General features: G+C 59.3%; 13 protein-coding genes. 10 read left to right on the top strand and 3 right to left on the bottom strand.

The genetic code is table 11. The annotated features are described in order from the left end of the window. Nucleotides 1-109 precede the first annotated feature (109 nt). Nucleotides 110-1468: a glutathione-disulfide reductase gene (gene gorA / locus ACIPY9_RS09810; RefSeq protein ID WP_400699976.1), complete on the top strand. Its 1359-nt coding sequence runs from the start codon at nucleotides 110-112 to the stop codon at nucleotides 1466-1468. A gap of 54 nt (nucleotides 1469-1522) precedes the next feature. Here the strand turns inward: gorA and ACIPY9_RS09805 are convergent, their stop codons facing one another. After that, a complete protein-coding gene (locus ACIPY9_RS09805; protein ID WP_400699975.1) occupies nucleotides 1523-2518 on the bottom strand; it encodes an ABC transporter substrate-binding protein in 996 nt (331 codons plus the stop codon). A 164-nt stretch (nucleotides 2519-2682) separates the two neighbouring features. On the opposite strand from ACIPY9_RS09805, the gene ACIPY9_RS09800 reads away from it, so the two are divergent. The 4 genes from ACIPY9_RS09800 (at nucleotide 2683) to ACIPY9_RS09785 (ending at nucleotide 6635) form a co-directional block, all read left to right on the top strand. Beyond that, on the top strand, nucleotides 2683-3495 hold the full coding sequence (locus ACIPY9_RS09800) for a class II aldolase/adducin family protein (protein WP_400699974.1): 813 nt from the start codon (nucleotides 2683-2685) through the stop codon (nucleotides 3493-3495). A gap of 37 nt (nucleotides 3496-3532) precedes the next feature. Next, a complete protein-coding gene (locus ACIPY9_RS09795; protein WP_400699973.1) occupies nucleotides 3533-4540 on the top strand; it encodes an ABC transporter substrate-binding protein in 1008 nt (335 codons plus the stop codon). Between the two features lie 67 nt (nucleotides 4541-4607). Continuing rightward, on the top strand, nucleotides 4608-5516 hold the full coding sequence (gene glsB, locus ACIPY9_RS09790; protein ID WP_400699972.1) for a glutaminase B: 909 nt from the start codon (nucleotides 4608-4610) through the stop codon (nucleotides 5514-5516). Between the two features lie 42 nt (nucleotides 5517-5558). Then, nucleotides 5559-6635 (top strand): DUF1615 domain-containing protein, encoded by a 1077-nt coding sequence (locus tag ACIPY9_RS09785; RefSeq protein WP_400699971.1) that lies wholly within the window; start codon nucleotides 5559-5561, stop codon nucleotides 6633-6635. A gap of 4 nt (nucleotides 6636-6639) precedes the next feature. Here the strand turns inward: ACIPY9_RS09785 and ACIPY9_RS09780 are convergent, their stop codons facing one another. After that, nucleotides 6640-7071 (bottom strand): DUF1810 domain-containing protein, encoded by a 432-nt coding sequence (locus ACIPY9_RS09780; protein ID WP_400699969.1) that lies wholly within the window; start codon nucleotides 7069-7071, stop codon nucleotides 6640-6642. Nucleotides 7072-7162: 91 nt separating this feature from the next. Between ACIPY9_RS09780 and ACIPY9_RS09775 the strand changes: the two genes are divergently transcribed. From ACIPY9_RS09775 to ACIPY9_RS09765, 3 genes are all read left to right on the top strand, one after another. Continuing rightward, a complete protein-coding gene (locus ACIPY9_RS09775) occupies nucleotides 7163-8974 on the top strand; it encodes an ABC transporter ATP-binding protein (RefSeq protein WP_400699967.1) in 1812 nt (603 codons plus the stop codon). Nucleotides 8975-9085: 111 nt separating this feature from the next. Then, entirely contained in the window at nucleotides 9086-10123 is a 1038-nt protein-coding gene (locus ACIPY9_RS09770; RefSeq protein WP_400699965.1) for an NADP(H)-dependent aldo-keto reductase, read from the top strand. A gap of 394 nt (nucleotides 10124-10517) precedes the next feature. Beyond that, entirely contained in the window at nucleotides 10518-12908 is a 2391-nt protein-coding gene (locus ACIPY9_RS09765; RefSeq protein ID WP_400699963.1) for a TonB-dependent receptor plug domain-containing protein, read from the top strand. Nucleotides 12909-12953: 45 nt separating this feature from the next. Here the strand turns inward: ACIPY9_RS09765 and ACIPY9_RS09760 are convergent, their stop codons facing one another. Continuing rightward, nucleotides 12954-13931 (bottom strand): DNA-binding protein, encoded by a 978-nt coding sequence (locus ACIPY9_RS09760; protein WP_400699961.1) that lies wholly within the window; start codon nucleotides 13929-13931, stop codon nucleotides 12954-12956. 177 nt (nucleotides 13932-14108) lie between these two features. On the opposite strand from ACIPY9_RS09760, the gene ACIPY9_RS09755 reads away from it, so the two are divergent. Both ACIPY9_RS09755 and ahpC read left to right on the top strand, forming a co-directional pair. Continuing rightward, entirely contained in the window at nucleotides 14109-15068 is a 960-nt protein-coding gene (locus ACIPY9_RS09755; protein ID WP_400699959.1) for a site-specific integrase, read from the top strand. A 101-nt stretch (nucleotides 15069-15169) separates the two neighbouring features. Beyond that, on the top strand, nucleotides 15170-15733 hold the full coding sequence (ahpC, locus tag ACIPY9_RS09750; protein WP_400699958.1) for an alkyl hydroperoxide reductase subunit C: 564 nt from the start codon (nucleotides 15170-15172) through the stop codon (nucleotides 15731-15733). The last annotated feature ends 83 nt before the right edge of the window (nucleotides 15734-15816 follow it).

Raw genomic sequence — 15816 nt, 5'->3', positions numbered from 1 at the left:
TTGTCATTTCTATCGCGCACGAGCCGGTTTTTAACGCCGCATGACCGAGCGTAGCCACTTTACGTGCAGAACCCAGCGGTTATGCTGTTCCATCGCTAAGGAGACAGTAATGGCTTACGACTTCGATCTTTTTGTCATCGGCGCCGGTTCCGGCGGCGTCAGGGCGGCGCGTTTCGCTGCCGGTTTCGGTGCGCGGGTGGCCGTGGCCGAAAGCCGCTATCTGGGCGGCACATGTGTCAATGTGGGCTGTGTTCCCAAGAAACTGCTGGTGTACGGAGCGCATTACTCCGAAGACTTCGAGCAGGCCAGAGGCTTTGGCTGGTCGGTGGGCGAGACGACATTCGACTGGGCCACGCTGATCGGCAACAAGGACCGTGAAATCAATCGCCTCAACGGCATCTATCGCAACCTGCTGGTCAACAGTGGCGTCACCCTGCTCGAAGGCCACGCTCGCATCGCAGGACCGCAACGTGTCGAGGTCAATGGTCAGACCTTCAGTGCCGAACGCATTCTGATTGCGACCGGTGGCTGGCCGCAGGTGCCGGACGTACCGGGACGCGAACATGCGATTACCTCCAACGAGGCGTTCTACCTCAAGACGCTGCCCAAGCGCATCGTCGTGGTGGGCGGCGGCTACATCGCCGTAGAGTTCGCTTCGATCTTCAATGGCCTGGGCGCCGACACCTCGCTGCTCTACCGCGGCGAACTGTTCCTGCGCGGTTTCGATGGCGGTGTGCGCACCCACTTGCATGAAGAGTTGGTGAAGCGGGGCATGAACGTCCGTTTCAACAGCGATATCGCGCGTATCGAAAAGCAGGCCGATGGCAGCCTGTTGCTGTCTCTCAAGGATGGCAGCACCCTGGAAACCGACTGTGTGTTCTATGCCACCGGGCGTCGTCCGATGCTCGACAACCTCGGTCTGGAAACCGTCGACGTCAAGCTGGACAAGCATGGCTATGTCGAGGTCGATGAGTATTACCAGAGCAGCGAGCCTTCGATTCTGGCCATCGGCGATGTGATTGGGGGTGTGCAGCTCACGCCCGTGGCACTGGCCGAAGGCATGGCGGTCGCACGACGCCTGTTCAAGCCCGATCAGTATCGCCCGGTGGACTACAACCACATCCCGACCGCCGTGTTCAGCCTGCCCAATATCGGTACGGTCGGCCTGACTGAAGAAGATGCCATCGAGGCCGGGTATCAGGTGCAGATTTTCGAGAGCCGCTTCCGGCCCATGAAGCTGACCCTGACCGACGATCAGGAACGCACGTTCATGAAGCTGGTGGTCGATGCCAGCACCGATCGCGTGCTGGGTTGCCATATGGTCGGGCCGGATGCGGGCGAGATTGTCCAGAGTCTGGCGATTGCCCTGAAAGCCGGTGCGACCAAGCAGGTGTTCGATGACACCATCGGTGTACATCCGACCGCTGCGGAAGAGTTCGTGACGATGCGCACGCCAGTGTCGCGCTGAGTTGTCTCTGTCGCGGGCAGGCTTGTCTTGCCCGCGCAGGGGTTGCCGCAAGGGCTACACCAGCCTGAATTCCCTGTCCCAGATCGGTCTGACATCGATCCGCTCATTCAAGACCCCGGCATTGAAGAACACATCCGCCACCTCCTGTTGCGAGGCGATGGCCTGGTCGTCGATGGCCCGCAATTTCCAGGGCTGGCTGCGGTTTTCGGCCATGTCGAGGAAGATCGCCTGATCGACTCCCAGCAGGCGTGCGGATTTTTCTGCCCATTGCCGTGGATGCTCGTTGATCCACTCCAGTGTCCGGCTCAGGCGCTGGAGATAATCGCCGATCGCCTGCCTGCGCAACGGATCCTGCAGGGCGGCGGGGCGTGCGGCCATCAGGTAGTTGCCGGAGAGGTAGCCCAGCGCGGTCTTCAAGACCCTGGCACCACTGCGAAATTTCGCCAGTTGCACGAAGGTCCCGTAGGTCACCCACGCATCCAGCTGGCCGCTCTGAAAGGCGGTGAAACCGTCCTGTGGCGTGAGAGCGATGGCGTTGATATCGGCCATGGTCAGGCCTTGTTCCTTGAGGGCCTTGATCAGGAAATAGTGGGCGGTGGTGGCCTTGATATAGCCGACCCGCTTGCCGCGCAACTGAGCGACATTTTCCACGGGGGAGTTCTTGGGAATCAGGAATACCTGGCTGTTGACGTCGCCTTCGATCACCGCGATCAGTCGAGGCTGGCGGTGGCTCTGTATCGAAAAGATCGGCGGAATTTCGCTCATCGAGCCGATATCCAGGCTGCCCGAAGCCAGGGCTTCAACGATCAGGTTGCCACCGGGAAATTCCGAGAAACGAACGTTGTAAGGCGTCCTGTCGGTTCCGGCGTCTTCATTGAAATACGAATCACCCCCTCGATAGGTGGCGACTTCCAGGGTCAGGCCGGACAACGCGTCGTTTTGCGCGAACAACCGGGGTGCAATGCCCAGGCTTGCAGCTCCAAGCGTCATGGCTCCGACGCTCAGGAAGCGGCGTCGATTGAACAATCCATTCGGTGGCGTTGTGCTCATGGGGGCAGCATCCTTTCAAGGCTTTGAGCGTGAATGGAAGCATAAAGATCGTTTTTAATATTCTATTTTTTAATAATTAGCTTAGAAGAAAATGTGCTTTTTAATGATTTTGCTATGCGCTTAGTCTGGCCCGACAGGTTTCAATGCCATTCAGGAGCGACACCATGAGCAACGTCAGCGCGTTACCCGTCCAGCCAGGGGCTGCGGAAAAATCAGCCAGTGTCCGGGATCGGGTTTCGCCCGAGGAGTGGGAAGTGCGCGTCAAGCTGGCGGCGGCCTATCGCCTGGCCGCGCTCAAGCGCTGGACCGACCATATCTACACGCACTTTTCCGCACGGGTGCCAGGGCCGCACGAACACTTTCTGATCAATGCCTTTGGCCTGCTGTTCGATGAAATCACCGCCTCGAATCTGGTCAAGGTCGATATAGACGGCACCATCGTCGATGACCCCACCGGGCTGGGCATCAATTACGCCGGCTACGTGATCCACAGTGCCATTCACGGTGCGCGTCCCGATCTGCTGGCGGTGCTGCATACCCATACTCGCGACGGCATTGCGGTTTCGGCGCAGAAGGACGGGTTACTGCCGATCTCCCAGCATTCGCTGGGGTTCTCGGGGCGGGTGGCCTATCACGGTTATGAAGGCGTGGCGCTGAACCTGGACGAGCGTGAACGGCTGGTGGCCGATCTGGGTGACAAGAGCGTGATGATTCTGCGCAATCACGGCCTGCTGGCTGCCGGGGTGAGCGTCGAGCACGCCTTTCATCAACTGCATACGCTGGAGTATGCCTGCAACATCCAGATCGCAGCCCAGGCTGCCGGCAATGCCGAGCTGATCTTTCCGCCTGCCGTAGTGGTCGCCACGGTGGAGGCCCAAGCCAGGGTCTTCAAGGATGGCCATGGCCCCGGTATAGCGAGGCACTGGAATGCATTGATCCGTCAGCTTGAACGCAGTGATACCGACTACAGACACTGAGTTTTCCCCGCCCATATTGCTCAAGGATTGATGTGCCATGAGGTTTGCTCAGTGGTTTCGAGGTTTGATGGCCTTGCTGATTGTCAGTGCGCTGGCCGGTTGCGGTAATGACCATGACAAACCGGCGGTTTCAGCTGCGACGGTGGACGTGTCAAAAGTGAAGCTGGTACTGGGCGACCAGGCCAAGGGGCTGCGTACGGTGGTCGAGGCTTCCGGGGCTTTCGACGGTATTGCCTACCAAGTGGAATGGGCCAACTTTCAGGGGGCTGCGCCTTTGTTCGAGGCCTTGCGTGCAGGCGCGGTGGACCTGGCTCCGGCGGGCGACACACCGGTGCTGGCGGCAGCAACGGGAGGCGCGCCATTGCGTATTGTCGGTGTGCGACGCAGTCAGTCACGGGGCATTGCGATTCTGGTGCCCAGGGATTCTCCGATCCGCACCGTGGCCGATCTGAAAGGGCGCAATGTGGTGATTTCATCGGCCCGCGGCAGCATTTCCCAGTACCTGTTGATTCGTGCCCTGGCCAATGCCGGCGTCAATGAAGCTGACGTGAATATCGGTTTCGTGATGCCCACCGATGCATTGCCCGCCTTCAACGCAGGCAAGATCGAGGCGTGGGCGACATTCGGGGTCTATCAGGCCTTTGCCGAAGAGCAGGGCGCGCGGGTCTTGCTCAGTGGCGAAGGCATCAATACCGGCCTGACGTTTATCACCGCCTCCGATGAAGTCCTGGGTGATCCCCTCAGAAGGCAGGCGATCAATGACGTACTGCAACGCCTGGCCAAGGCCTTCGATTGGGCTCGTCACAATACAGATCGTTATGCCGAGGTCTTCGCCCGGGTCAACGATATTCCCTTGCCCGTGTCACAACGCTTGCAGGCCTGGGGGCAGGAATCCCTGGTGCCGGTCGAAGACAGGGACATCCAGGCCTTGCAGACGGTCGATGACCTGTTCGTGGAAAAGAAGATATTTCCCCATGCCGTCAAGGTCGCGGATCTGGTGGACAAGGGCGTGTTTTTGCCGCCTGCGGAAATCACCGTGCGTTGACCCTCGTGAGGGATGCTCGTTTTCGATGGTTGGTGTAGTGTGCGCACCCAAAACAAGGGGTGCGTACATGCAAGACCTGCTGAACGAGATTCTGGATGAAGTCAGGCCCCTGCTGGGGCAAGGCAAGGTTGCCAATTACATCCCCGCACTGGGTGAAGTTCGCCCCGATCAACTGGGGATCGCTGTCTACAGCAATAACGGCGAGGTGTTCTCTGCCGGCGATGCCGCCACGCCGTTTTCGATCCAGAGCATTTCCAAGGTGTTCAGCCTGGTGCAGGCGATCGGGCATTCCGGGGAAGACATCTGGAAGCGCCTGGGGCATGAGCCTTCCGGCCAGCCTTTCAACTCGCTGGTGCAACTGGAGTTCGAGCGGGGCAGGCCGCGTAACCCGTTCATCAACGCGGGGGCGCTGGTGATCTGTGATATCAACCAGGCACGTTTCGCTGCTCCGGCGCTGTCGATGCGTGATTTCGTGCGACGCCTGTGTGGCAACCCTTCGATCATTTCCGATGCCAAGGTCGCCGAGTCCGAATACCAGCACCGCTCACGCAATGCGGCCGCAGCCTACCTGATGAAGTCTTTCGACAATTTCCATGGTGACGTCGAGGACGTGTTGCGCAGCTATTTCCATCATTGCGCCTTGAGCATGAACTGCATCGATCTGGCCCGTGCCTTTGGCTTTCTGGCCAACCAGGGGTTCTGTGCGCACAGCGGTGAGCAGATCCTGACGGCCCGTCAGGCCACGCAACTGAATTCGATCATGGCCACCAGCGGCCTGTACGACGAGGCCGGCAACTTTGCCTACCGCGTCGGGCTGCCGGGCAAGAGCGGCGTGGGTGGCGGTATTGTCGCGGTCGTGCCCGGGCGTTTTTCTGTCTGTGTATGGTCCCCGGAATTGAACGCAGCAGGCAATTCACTGGTCGGTATGGCTGCGCTGGAAAAACTGAGCGCGAGGATCGAGTGGTCTGTGTTCTAGTGTGAGGGTTGGCTATTGAATGGAATGAAGTCTGGAACGCTCATGATGAGCATGGCATTGCTGGCGATTGCAGGTTGCAGCAGCCAGCGGGCTCAACACCCCGAGTTGAGCCCGGATCAGGCGCGGGCGCAGATCCTGCGTCTGATGCCGGCCAAGACCCCGGATCGTCAGGGGTGGGCAAGCGACATTTACGCGGCCTTTGTGGCGCAGCGGATTGATCTGAGTACCGAGAATCTGTGTTCCGTGCTGGCGGTAACCGAGCAAGAGTCCACTTATCAGGTCGACCCGACGGTTCCGGGAATGGCGAAAATCGCCCGTGCAGAGATCGATCGACGCGCTTCCCGGCTGCATATTCCGGCAGCACTGGTGAATGCGGCGCTGCGGATACGCTCGCCGGACGGAAAGACCTATGCTGCCCGGCTGAAAACGGCACGGACCGAGAAGGAGCTGAGCGCCATTTTCGATGATTTCATCGGCATGGTGCCCTTGGGGCAAACGCTGTTCGGCAGCCTCAACCCTGTGCGCACCGGCGGCCCGATGCAGGTCAGCATTGCCTTCGCTGAAAAGCAGACGGCCCATTACCCCTATCCCGTGGACGGTTCCATCCGGCGTGAAGTGTTTACCCGCCGGGGAGGTATGTATTTCGGTATTGCCCATCTGCTGGGGTATCCGGCGAGCTACACGCAATCGATCTACCGTTTTGCGGATTTCAATGCAGGCTGGTACGCCAGTCGCAATGCCGCCTTTCAGAATGCGGTCAGCATCACTTCGGGCATAGAGCTGGCGCTCGACGGCGACCTGATCCGCTACGATTCGACTTCGCCGGGCTCTACGGAACTTGCGGTCCGGACGCTGGGCGCGCGCCTGGACATGAGCAACTCGCAGATATGGAATCAGCTCAAGCAGGGAGACAGCTTCGAGTTCGAGGAGACCCGGCTGTACACCCGGGTCTTTGCCCTGGCCGAGAAGCAGGAGGGCAAGACACTGCCGCGTGCGGTCTTGCCCGGTATTGTCCTGAAGAGCCCGAAAATTACCCGCAAGCTGACGACAGCCTGGTTCGCCGAGCGGGTCGATGAGCGGCGTGAGCGCTGCATCCAGAGGTCTTCGGCAGGTGTCTGATACGTCACGGGAAGGCTTTCAGTTTCTCCAGTGTCATGGCGTCCTGTTCGCCATCGAAAAAGGTGTCCAGAACGTCCCTGAAGACGGGCTGGTCCGGCGCCGCGAGGGTGAACAGGGTCATGCTGGAGTGCAGTTTCAGGTCATCCGGGGAGCCGAAGATCTGCCGTGCCGAACGCTGTACCTGAGGTGCGATGGCCCTGGCGCATTGCAGCAGGCGAGGCCCCAGCAGAGGATGCTGTAAATAAGCCTGTGCCTCGGCGAGGCCGCTGATAGCATAGCGCTGCGCCATGCTGCTTCGCCCCAGGCCTTTGATTTGCGGAAATACAAACCACATCCAGTGGCTTCGTTTTTTTCCGGCCTCCAGCTCGCTCAGGGCTTGCTGGAAAAGCGGCTGCTGGGCCTCGACGAATCGTTGCAGGTCGTAAGCGTCGTGCATGCTGTGCCTCCTGTCTTTCACGGGTGGGATCGGGCTGTTTCATGATGTCAGGCCTGTCTCGACCCTTCCTGTTTCAAGGGTTCTTTTACGCATGTCTCTTGCCCGTCGTTTGACTTCATTCCTGCAACAGGCAATCCGTGCCTCGCAGCTAGTCTGGACCACATCCCGAGCCTTGTCCCTGGGCCTTGTGCTGGCGACTCTGATTGCGGGGTTATTGCCTGCACTGGCGGCCTGGCTGGGGCAGCGGATCGTCGATTCGGTACTCGCGGCCATACAGGTGAATGCGGCCATGGGCGATGCGCCACTCTGGCCGGTTCTGCACTATGTTCTGCTCGAAGCCGGCGTGTTGGCGCTTCTGGCCGGGGCGCAGCGGGCCTTGTCGGTTCAACAGTCCTTGCTGCGTGTGCAACTGGGGCAGAAGGTCAATACCCTGATTCTGGAAAAGGCCCAGACCCTCTCGCTGTTGCAGTTCGAGGACTCGGAGTTCTACGACAAGCTGGTCCGGGTCCGGCGTGAGGCTTCGGTAAGGCCGCTGGCGCTGGTGACCAAATCCCTCGGCTTGATCCAGAACCTGATTTCCCTGATCAGTTTCGCTGTCCTGCTGGTTCATTTTTCGCCCTGGGCTCTGGTGATTCTGGTGCTGGGGGCGTTGCCGGTGTTCTTTGCCGAGACGCACTTTTCAGGGAATGCCTTCCGTCTGTTTGCCCGTCGCGCTCCGGAAACCCGTCGGCAGAATTACATCGAGGCGTTGCTCTCCAATGAGATGCATATCAAGGAGGTCAAGCTGTTCGGTTTTGCGCCGCTCTTGCTCAAGCGCTATCGGGACACGTTCGAGCGTCTGTATGCCGAAGACCGTCAACTGACGGTGCGCCGCGACGGCTGGGGATTTCTGCTGGGGTTGCTGGGCACCGCCGCGTTCTACCTGACCTATGCCTGGGTGATTGTCGATACCGTGCACGGGCGTATCAGCCTGGGGCAGATGACCATGTACCTGGTGCTGTTCAAGCAAGGGCAGACAGCGGTGAGCAGCAGTCTGATGGCCATCAGCGGCCTGTATGAGGACGGTCTGTACCTGGCGGATCTCTATGAATACCTTGCGCAGCCGGTCCAGGCACCTTCCGGTACCTTGACGGCCGGTGTCCTGTCGGGGGATGGGCTGCGCTTCGAGGCGGTCACGTTCACCTATCCGGGGGCCAGTCATCCGGCGCTGGAGAATATCGACCTGCACCTCGCGCCTGGCCGCAGCGTTGCATTGGTGGGGGCCAACGGCTCGGGCAAGACCACGCTGATCAAGCTGCTGACCCGCCTGTACCGGCCCGATCACGGGCGTATCCTGCTCGACGGCAGTGACTTGCAGTTCTGGGATGAAGACGCCTTGCGCACACGCATTGGCGTGATCTTTCAGGATTTCATCCGTTATCAGTTTCTGGTGGGCGAAAACCTCGGTGTGGGGGATATCAACGCGTTTCATGACGAGGCGCGCTGGCGTGATGCGGCAACGCAAGGCATGGCGGCTTCGTTCATCGCGCAACTCGACAAGGGTTACGAAACCCAGCTGGGGCGCTGGTTCAAGGGCGGGCAGGAGTTGTCCGGCGGGCAATGGCAGAAGATCGCCTTGTCCCGTGCCTACATGCGCCGCGACGCCGACATTCTGATTCTCGATGAGCCGACCGCAGCACTGGATGCGGCAGCCGAAGCAGCAGTGTTCGATCGTTTTCGCGAATACGCCAAAGGGCGCATGACCCTGTTGATCTCTCACCGCTTTTCCAGCGTGCGCAACGCCGAACATATCGTCGTGCTGGAGCAGGGACGAGTGCTGGAGCGGGGCGATCACGACGGTCTGATGGCTGCGAACGGGCACTATGCCGCGTTGTTCGACCTTCAGGCCCAGGGTTATCGGTAATGGACTCACTCAATAAAACACTTGCGGCACCTGGTCTGAGGGCGTTTTATAGGGCCTCTTTGCCGGGCGCCGGAGTGCGTTTGTTTTCACCTGGATAAAACGGAGTCATCGATGCAATTTCGTTCATTGGGCAAGACCGATATTTCGGTCAGCGCCATCGCACTGGGCACCATGACCTGGGGCGAGCAAAACACCGAGGCTCAGGCTTTCGAGCAGATTCGCCTGGCCAAGGAGTCTGGAGTCAACTTCATCGACACCGCCGAAATGTACCCGGTGCCGCCACGCGGAGAAACCTACACCAAAACCGAGAGCATCATCGGTGAGTACTTCAAGAAGTACGGCGATCGCAAGGACTGGGTGCTGGCCAGCAAGGTGGCCGGGCCGGGCCGCATGGAGCACATCCGCGACGGCAATCCGCGTCTGGACCGTGCCAATATCACGGCTGCGCTGGAGGGTAGCCTCAAGCGATTGAACACCGATTATCTGGACCTGTATCAACTGCACTGGCCGGATCGCAAGACCAACTTCTTCGGTGTGCTCGGCTATCAGCATGACCCGGATGATATGGCGGTCGAGATCGAAGAAACGCTGTCGGTGCTGAACGATCTGGTCAAGGCGGGCAAGATCCGCCATTTCGGGCTGTCCAACGAAACCCCGTGGGGCACCCAGCGCTTCCTGCATCTGGCCGAAACCCACGACCTGCCGCGTGCGGTTTCCATCCAGAACCCGTACAACCTGCTGAACCGCAGCTTCGAGGTCGGCCTGGCGGAAATCGCCATTCGCGAGCAGATCGGGCTGCTGGCCTATTCGCCACTGGCGTTCGGTGTGCTGGCGGGTAAATACCTCGATGGCGCACGCCCGGCCGACGGCCGCCTGACGCTGTTCGAGCGTTTCCAGCGTTACAACAATTCTCAGGCCGTGCGGGCTACTGCGCAGTACGTGGCGCTGGCACGTCAGCATGGCCTGGACCCGGCACAGATGGCCCTGGCCTATGTGACCGGTCGCCCGTTCGTGACCAGCAATATCATCGGTGCAACCACCCTTGAGCAACTGGCCGTCAACCTGGCGAGCATCGATGTGTCGCTGTCCGATGAAGTCATCGCCGGGATCGAAGCGATTCACGTCGGACAACCAAACCCTGCGCCCTGAAGACTTGCCCACTGCGCTGTCGGTCGGGTAGGGCCGGATTTATCCGGGAAGAGGCTTGTACATTCACAACATCTGCGCCGTCAGAAAGAATGTCTTCCCGGATAAGCGAAGCGCAACCCGATCAAGTCCTCCAGAAAATACTTTTCAATTCATGTATTTGCGCTTTGTCGGGTAGAGCGGGCAGAGTGAATTGTCATTTGCCCATGCAAACGCATTTGTAGCTTCTTATGCAATTTTGGTATTTAAAAACTTACACTTAATGGCCTTAAGCTATAAGGCATCGGGCCACCGAGGTACTTAATTACATATCGATGATCGCCACCGTCCACCGCACGGATCGCTCGTTGTCACCCAGGCAGAGACGCCTCGGGTCAGGGATTTAAAGGGGAGCGGTATGGGGAGCTTTAAACGACACGTGCTGGGTTCGGCCATTTTGTCAGCCAATTTGCTGACTGCCGGAACCTGGAGTGCAGCAGCGCTGGCCGAAGAGGCCACAGACGACAGCAAGACGCTCGACACGGTCATCGTGACCGGTACCCGGGCTCAGGAGCGCACTGCCAGTGCATCCCTGTCTCCTATCGATGTCATTTCAGGCGACAGCCTGCGCAGCAGTTCCGGCTCGGGGGAGTTGGGAGCGGTGCTGGCGCGGCTGATTCCGTCCATCAACTTTCCACGCCCCAGCCTGGTCGACGGTGCCGAACTGACCCGGCCTGCGCAATTGCGTGGTCTGTCGCCGGATCAGGTACTGGTGCTGGTCAACGGCAAGCGCCGTCACACGTCGGCTTTCGTCAACCTGGGGGGCGCTGTCGGGCGTGGTTCGGCACCTGCCGACCTGAACGCGATTCCGCTGTCGGCCATTGATCACATCGAAGTGCTGCGCGACGGGGCCTCGGCTCGCTATGGTTCCGATGCCATTGCCGGGGTGATCAACGTCATTCTGAAAGAGGGCGACCATGGCGGCTCGATCTCTACCCAGTACGGCCAGTACAAGAAGGGTGACGGGATCAAGCGCAACGTGTCGGGCAACACCGGCTTTGCTCTGGGCGAGAACGGGTTTCTCAATCTGTCCGGCGAAGGTGCCAACAACGATTACACCGATCGGGCCGGCAATGACTTCCGGGCTGCGAGTGTCGGCTCCACCACCTACGGCCAGCACGTGTTCCGCCAGGGCGAACCGGAAACCGAAGAGGGCAAGCTGCAATTCAATGGCGGGTACAGTTTCAGCGACGCCGCCGAGTTCTACAGCTTCGGTGGCTACAGCAAGCGTCGTGGCGAAACGGCGGCGTTCTATCGGGCCAGCAATGCCTCGAACAACAATCCGGCCATTTTCCCCAATGGTTACTTGCCGCTGATTCGCGGCACCCTGGAAGACACCTCGCTGGTCGCCGGTCTGCGTGGCGAGCTGGCCAACGAATGGCATTACGACCTGTCGGCCAACTACGGCAAGAACTCTTACGAACTGCGTACCAAGACCATCAATACCTCGCTGGGCCTGAACACGCCGCGCTCGTTCTATAACGGCACCCTGACCAACGATCAGAAGCAGCTCAGCCTGGATCTGTCGCGTGAGTTCAGCGCCAGCTGGTTGCCGTATCCGGTGTCGGTGGCCTTTGGTGCCGAGTACCTGCGCCAGGGCTATCAGATCGAAGCAGGGCAGGCGGAATCCTATTTCCAGACGGGCAGTTCCGGGCTGGGCGGCTTCCGGGCGGCGGATGCGGGCAGCTACTCGCGGCATAACTTTGCCCAATACCTGGACCTGGAAACCAATCTCACGGAAAAGCTGGGTGTTTCGGCGGCCGTGCGTCATGAGGACTACAGTGATTTCGGCTCCAATGTCAGCGGCTCGCTCTCGGCGCGCTACGACTTCACGCCGCAGGTTGCCTTGCGCGGCAGTATCTCGACAGGTTTCCGTGCGCCATCCCTGGCCCAGCAGAACTTCACCTACACCTCGTCGCAGTTGATCGGCAGCACCATTCAGGAGGCGGGTACTTTCCCGGCCAGCAGCAATGTGGCCCGACTGTTGGGCGCAGAAGACCTCAAGGCGGAGAAGTCGCGCAACTACAGCCTGGGGCTGGTGCTCAAGCCGCTGGACCATCTGACCGTGACGGCGGATGTCTACCGTATCGATATCCGTGACCGTATCTCGCTGTCTTCCAACCTGGTGCTCAACAACGCTGCGATCAACTATCTGCAGGCCAATGGTGTCGGTGATATCAACTACACCAGCGTCCGTTACTTCACCAATGCCACCGATACCAGCACCGACGGTATCGACCTGGTTGCCAATTACCGCTACCAGTTCGATAACGGCGTGGATTGGAGCAGCACCCTGGGCTACAACTACAACCACACCAAGGTGACCGACGTCAAAGCCAATCCGGCGGTACTCGATCAACTGGGCGTGAACCTTGTCCGGGTGGATCGTCGCGAGCGCATCGGTCTGCTGGGAGATACCACGCCGCAACACAAACTCACCCTGGCCAACGATTTCACGTTCGGCAACTGGACGCTGCACTCGAATCTGGTGCGCTATGGCGAGTTCACCAGCTATCAGGCCGACAAGGTCAACGATCAGACCTTCAGTGCGGCCTGGCTGCTGGATCTGGCCGTGGACTACAAGCTCAAGAACTGGGTGTTCACGGTGGGCGGCGACAACGTGACCGATGTCTACCCGGAGAAGCTGAACGCGTTTGCGTCCAGTGGCGGCAACCTGGCTTACAGCACCTTCTCGCCGTATGGGTATAGCGGCGCGTTCTACTACGCTCGGGCGACCTATAACTGGTAGCCGATTTTGAAGGCTCGCCTCTGTCGGCGGCAGGGGCGAGCCTTTTTATTCGGCCTTCGGTTTTTCCGTGGTTTCGCGCAGGTTCTCCAGCGCGACTTCCTTCTTGATCAACAGCAATTCCAGCATGCGATTCTGCTGTCGGGTGTCGACAAGGGTTTGCTTGAGTTCTGCGTTTTCGTCCTGGCTGGTGCGCAGTCGTTCTTCTAGCACGGTGCAGCGGTTATGCGAGTGCTGGTACTGTTCATGACTGTTGGCGGCCTGATGAGTGGCTTTGCTCAGTTGGTCCTTGTGGTTGTCCAGCTCCCTTGTCACGTTCCGGCTTTCTGCAAGTAGCCGCTCGTTGTCGCGGTTCAGTTGCGTGATGTCTTCCTGGTGCAGCACAAGGCTTTGTCGTGCCTGGCGCAGTTCCACCTGAACCTGCTGCAACTGGCCTTCGTGACGTTGTTGTTCCTGCGCGCGCTGTTGCGCGATCGAATCGCGATAGTGGGTCAGCGCCTCGCGGGCGTGCCGGTGTTTTTCTTCCAGCGAACGAATCTGTTCGTCCTTGTCTTGCAGCCTTGATTCCAGGTCTTGATTGGCTTGCCGCAGTCTGATGTTTTCAGTCTGCTCGCCTTGGAGTGTCTGTCGGGTATGGAGCAGGGTGGCGTCTTGCTGTTCCAGGGCTTCTGCCTGTCGTGCCAGTTGAACCTGCAGGTCATCGATGCGCTGCTGTGCGGATGTCAGTTCCTGTTGCATGGCCTTGTGGCGGGCGTCGTGTCCGGCCTGTGCGTGATCGAGACGTTCCTGGGCCTGTTCTTCGAGGCGTTGAGCCAGCCGGCTGACCAGTTCGCTCAATTCGTCATTGATGGAGGGAGGCGGCGTGTCGGTTTCGCCCAGCTCTTTCAGATAGCGGTGAATGGTCGTCTTGGACCCCGTGTTGCCCATTTCGATACGGACTGCATCGATGCTGGGGTGCTCGCCCCGAGCCAGCAGTGCAAGCCTTGCCTTCTGCACCAAGGCCTTGTTTACGCCGCCGCGAGCCATGATTTCTCCTACGATTTCGTACTGTGGTATGTACTCTGTAATTACATACTATAGTTGGCTTTGAAAAAGAGCAAAATCCTGAATTAATTAACCTGTGATATTGGCGTATTATCCCGTGTCATGCGCCTGTCAGACCTGTTCGGGCGTTCCGGGCAGTACAGGGGAGAGTGCAAGGCCATGAGTGATGTCGATCGGTACATCGAAGCGGCGACGCGGGACAACACCCGACGCAGTTACCGGGCCGCCATCGAGCATTTCGAGGTGAGCTGGGGCGGTTTCCTGCCTGCCACCAGCGAAAGTGTGGCCCGTTATCTGGCGGCTCATGCAGCGACGCTGTCGGTGAATACCTTGAAGCTGCGGCTGTCTGCATTGGCGCAGTGGCATAACAGCCAGGGCTTTCCCGATCCGACCAAGGCTCCGGTGGTGCGCAAGGTGCTCAAAGGCATTCGTGCCCTGCATCCTGCCCAGGAGAAGCAGGCAGAGCCTTTGCAGCTGCAAGACCTGGAGCGGGTGATCGACTGGTTGAACGCCGAAGCCGCCAACGCTGAGGCGGGTCACGACCAGCCTCGACTGTTGCGCTGTCGTCGTGATGCGGCACTGATACTGCTGGGGTTCTGGCGCGGCTTTCGCAGTGATGAGTTATGTCGTCTGCACGTCGAGGGCATCAAGGCCGTTGCCGGTTCGGGGATCAGTCTTTACCTGCCTCGCAGCAAGGGCGACCGGGACAATCTCGGGCGAACCTGCCAGACCCCGGCCTTGCAGCGCCTGTGCCCGGTGCAGGCCTATATCGAGTGGATCAACTGCTCGGCTCTGGTGCGCGGGCCGGTATTCAGGGCAATCGATCGCTGGGGCAATCTGGGGGAGGAGGGGCTGCACGCCAACAGCATTATTCCACTGTTGCGCCAGACCCTTGAGCGCGCTGGCATCGCCGCCGATCACTACACGAGCCATTCGCTGCGCCGCGGTTTTGCAACCTGGGCGCATCGCAGCGGGTGGGACCTTAAATCGCTCATGGCCTATGTAGGCTGGAAGGACATGAAGTCTGCAATGCGCTACATTGACTCGGTGCCGTTCATCGGCACCCTCGATGACATGAGCGACTTGAAGGTTTCTTCTATTAATAAGCTGCGCTCATAGCGAAAAGTAATGAGTGGCATCAGGTTTGCCAATGAGCCTTTGTCACTAATCGTGCGTAAGCTTCACTCCATCGAATTCACAACCCATCAGGAGATTTACCGATGCCTATCATCAACAGCCAAGTAAAACCGTTCAAAGCCACCGCATTCAAGAACGGTGCTTTCGTTGACGTTTCGGATGCTGACTTCAAAGGCAAATGGTCTGTCGTATTCTTCTACCCGGCTGACTTCACCTTCGTCTGCCCGACCGAACTGGAAGACCTGGCTGACAACTACGCCGAGTTCCAGAAACTGGGCGTTGAAATCTACAGCGTTTCTACTGATACCCACTTTGCCCACGCTGCCTGGCACAACACTTCGCCAGCCATCGGCAAGATCAAATACACCATGATCGGTGACCCGACCCTGCAAATCTCCCGCAACTTCGACGTGCTGATCGAAGAAGCCGGTCTGGCGGATCGCGGTACTTTCGTGGTCAACCCTGAAGGCCAGATCAAGATCGTCGAACTGAACGACGGTGGTGTGGGTCGTGACGCTTCCGAGCTGCTGCGCAAGATCAAGGCTGCTCAATACGTTGCCGCTCACCCAGGCGAAGTCTGCCCGGCCAAGTGGAAAGAAGGCGAAGCCACTCTGGCTCCTTCGCTGGACCTGGTCGGCAAGATCTAAGTCGCATGAATCGGCTAGGGGCCATGAGCTCTTGAGCAAGTAAACCGCATCGCCCCAAAAAACGCCCGGGCGGTCATCGCCTG

Origin of the sequence: Pseudomonas sp. NPDC089734, from assembly GCF_044748865.1 — a bacterium.
Classification (GTDB): Bacteria; Pseudomonadota; Gammaproteobacteria; order Pseudomonadales; family Pseudomonadaceae; genus Aquipseudomonas.
Note: the sequence above shows the minus strand (reverse complement) of the source record. Positions and strands in the feature narration are given on the sequence as shown.

Bases quoted from the DNA above. Each gene is read 5' to 3' on its own strand.
- gorA (WP_400699976.1), top strand. From the start codon at position 110: ATGGCTTACGACTTCGATCTTTTTGTCATCGGCGCCGGTTCCGGCGGC.
- ACIPY9_RS09805 (WP_400699975.1), bottom strand. From the start codon at position 2,518: ATGAGCACAACGCCACCGAATGGATTGTTCAATCGACGCCGCTTCCTG.
- ACIPY9_RS09800 (WP_400699974.1), top strand. From the start codon at position 2,683: ATGAGCAACGTCAGCGCGTTACCCGTCCAGCCAGGGGCTGCGGAAAAA.
- ACIPY9_RS09795 (WP_400699973.1), top strand. From the start codon at position 3,533: ATGAGGTTTGCTCAGTGGTTTCGAGGTTTGATGGCCTTGCTGATTGTC.
- glsB (WP_400699972.1), top strand. From the start codon at position 4,608: ATGCAAGACCTGCTGAACGAGATTCTGGATGAAGTCAGGCCCCTGCTG.
- ACIPY9_RS09785 (WP_400699971.1), top strand. From the start codon at position 5,559: ATGATGAGCATGGCATTGCTGGCGATTGCAGGTTGCAGCAGCCAGCGG.
- ACIPY9_RS09780 (WP_400699969.1), bottom strand. From the start codon at position 7,071: ATGCACGACGCTTACGACCTGCAACGATTCGTCGAGGCCCAGCAGCCG.
- ACIPY9_RS09775 (WP_400699967.1), top strand. From the start codon at position 7,163: ATGTCTCTTGCCCGTCGTTTGACTTCATTCCTGCAACAGGCAATCCGT.
- ACIPY9_RS09770 (WP_400699965.1), top strand. From the start codon at position 9,086: ATGCAATTTCGTTCATTGGGCAAGACCGATATTTCGGTCAGCGCCATC.
- ACIPY9_RS09765 (WP_400699963.1), top strand. From the start codon at position 10,518: ATGGGGAGCTTTAAACGACACGTGCTGGGTTCGGCCATTTTGTCAGCC.
- ACIPY9_RS09760 (WP_400699961.1), bottom strand. From the start codon at position 13,931: ATGGCTCGCGGCGGCGTAAACAAGGCCTTGGTGCAGAAGGCAAGGCTT.
- ACIPY9_RS09755 (WP_400699959.1), top strand. From the start codon at position 14,109: ATGAGTGATGTCGATCGGTACATCGAAGCGGCGACGCGGGACAACACC.
- ahpC (WP_400699958.1), top strand. From the start codon at position 15,170: ATGCCTATCATCAACAGCCAAGTAAAACCGTTCAAAGCCACCGCATTC.